At 28.8% G+C, this 2,831-nt stretch carries 2 protein-coding genes; one reads left to right on the top strand and one right to left on the bottom strand.

The window, feature by feature from the left end; genetic code table 11:
- Nucleotides 1-170 precede the first annotated feature (170 nt).
- Nucleotides 171-1,130: a DUF3078 domain-containing protein gene (locus U9R42_08145; protein ID MEA3495990.1), complete on the bottom strand. Its 960-nt coding sequence runs from the start codon at nucleotides 1,128-1,130 to the stop codon at nucleotides 171-173.
- Nucleotides 1,131-1,559: 429 nt separating this feature from the next.
- Between U9R42_08145 and U9R42_08140 the strand changes: the two genes are divergently transcribed.
- Nucleotides 1,560-2,546, top strand: a complete 987-nt coding sequence (locus tag U9R42_08140) for an RNA ligase (ATP) (GenBank protein ID MEA3495989.1) — start codon at nucleotides 1,560-1,562, stop codon at nucleotides 2,544-2,546.
- The last annotated feature ends 285 nt before the right edge of the window (nucleotides 2,547-2,831 follow it).

Below are 2,831 nucleotides of genomic sequence, written 5' to 3'. Positions count from 1 at the left end.
AATTGGGAAATAAAGAAAATGCTTGTGAAGATTTAAAAAAGTCAGCAGAATTAGGCTTTAGCCAAGCTCAACTGGATTATGAAAAGTTTTGCGGGGAAATAACTGCTAAACCTTAAGGGCGGTTTTTGTATAAGAGACACTATTTATAGAACCTCCCTTAATTTTTTTTGTTAAAATTTATATGAAAAACCTACACCCAACACTTCCTTAAATTGTATTCTTGGTCCTGTTTCATCAGTAACTCCATCACCGTTTGTATCAACAGCTATGTCAATATCATGGTCGTATAGCAATTGAGTTGACAGTGTGGCTGAAATGAATTTATTTATTTTCATGGAAATTAATACCTCCCAGTTTACATCAATGTATTGTGGATTGTCAATATAGTTGGAAAACAAATCTAATTTGCTTTGCATACTAATGTTTTTCATTAAATCTGTTTTGTAAAAGAGGCGTATATATCCACCAAATTCACTGAGGTTTTTTTTCCCTGATGTAAGTAAATTTCCTGCGGTATCATAAGTTGCAGGTTCTACTCCAAAAGCACCTGCATTTGCAAGAGATTGGTCATTAACGAATGTAACTTTTGAAGTTAATGGTGCTATGAAAGCTGTAAAATTATCGCTGGGTTTGTAATCCATACCAATGGCACCTATTAAATAACCCGGAGCAAGAAAGTCAGATATTTTGTTGCTGTCGTCAGGGTAATTGTAACCTGCTGCCATTTGGGTTTTAAAATTTAACAAGCCTGCATAATACCAGTTTGAAAATGCTTTCTGTCCAAATTTAGATGTAAAGTCAATTTTATCATCGGTTTTCCACCAATTAGCATTCTTCCCTTGCTTTATGCTTCCGTAACTTAAATCCAGATAGTTTTCCCATGTGCTTTTACCTTTTTTATAGTTGGCAAATAAACTTAATAATTCACTGGCGGAAATAGAATTTTGACCACCTGCTGCCCAGTTTGTAAGTGAAACCTGTGTTAAATTAATGGCAATTGTACCTCCGTATTTCCATCCATCTATTGTATCTTTTGACATGGTTTTCAGCTTTTTCTCCTTCTCAGTTGTTTGAGAAAAACCAACTATCGCTATACAGATTATAGCAGTTGTAAGTATTATTTTTTTCATTCTTTTATAATTTTATTACCTTTCCTATTTTAAGAAATGTATTTATAGAATCTACCTTAAGAATAATTGCTTAAATATGAAGTATTTTAAATGTTTTAAGCACAAAATTTACATTGCAAATTTAATTATTTTTATTTTATATGAAATGAATTCAGAATAGTTTTTATCATTCATATTTGTAGTAAACGTTTCTATTAAACTGAATTATTTTATTTTTTCATAATAGATTTAAAAAAAATATTAAATTTGCTCTATACTTAGTGCCTCTAAAAAAACTATCAAATTTTATGATTTCTAAGATTTTTATTTTTTGAGAAGAGGCGATGCTTTAGCATCAGTGAGTTGAGAAAGATAAAAATATTGCAAAAAGATAGGAATCTAATTTTGCAGAGTTTTCTTAGAGACACGACTTATTAAACAATATCCATTATGAGAAAATTAGCAAGTATTCAAAAAATTAAAGCAATAGAACCAATTGAAGGAGCCGATTCAATTGAAAAAGCACAGGTTTTAGGATGGCAATTAGTTGTAAAAAAAGATGAATTTAAAGTTGGAGATCTTTGTGTTTATTGCGAAATTGATAGTTTATTACCCGAAAGACCTGAATTTGAATTTCTGAAATCAAGAAAAATGCGGATAAGAACAATTAAACTCAGAGGACAGGTTTCGCAGGGAATTTGTTTTCCATTATCAATACTTACTGATGATGTTGAAATTAATGAAGGGCTGGATGTTACAGAAATATTGAAAATTACAAAATATGAATATCCGGTTCCTGCACATTTAGAAGGTAAAGTAAAAGGGAAATTTCCTTCTTTTATTCCCAAAACTGATGAAACACGAATTCAGGTTTTACAGGAATTATTAGAAAAATACGAAGGAGATAATTTTTATATAACCGAAAAATTAGATGGTAGCTCTGTTACTTATTACTTTAAAGATGGCGAATTTGGAGTTTGCTCCCGAAATCTTGAATTACTTTACACCGAAGAAAATACTTTGTGGGGAATTGTAAAAGAATTAAAAATTGATGAGAAATTAAAAAAATTGAACAAAAATATTGCAATTCAAGGAGAGATTATTGGAGAAGGAATACAAAGTAACAAGTATAACATGAGAGGACAAAAAATTTACTTTTTCAATGCATTTGATATTGATAAATATGAATATTTGGGTTTTGAAGATTTTAAAAAATTGATTAATGATTTAGAACTTGAAACAGTTCCAATTATTGATACAAATTATAAATTAATAAGTGATATCGATAAACTTGTGGAATTATCAATAGGCAAATCATTACTAAATAATATTCAAAGAGAAGGCATAGTATTAAGAACCTTAGACGAAAAACGTGATATTAGCGGACGTGTTTCCTTTAAAGCGATTAATCCCAAATTTCTTTTGAAATATGAGTAAGGATATTAATTATTTAAATTTTTTAACTGATTTTTGAAATTTATATTATCTTTGTTGTCGTAAAAAATAATCTTACTAAAATATGACTTTAAAATATATTGTTAATCAATACATAGCCGAAGTTTTCACCACAAATTACATTAAGTATAAACAGTTATTTACTAAAGTTTCGCACTAATATAAGTTGTTAGTTATTAACAAAATACAGTTGATAAAAGTAGCATAATTATTTTGCTAATTCATTAAAGTTTAATAAATTAGCATCATTAACCAAAACGAATAATT

It is taken from the genome of Bacteroidota bacterium, from assembly GCA_034723125.1.
In the GTDB taxonomy this organism is placed as follows: Bacteria; Bacteroidota; Bacteroidia; order CAILMK01; family JAAYUY01; genus JAYEOP01.
This window is presented reverse-complemented; position numbering and strand designations above follow the sequence as displayed.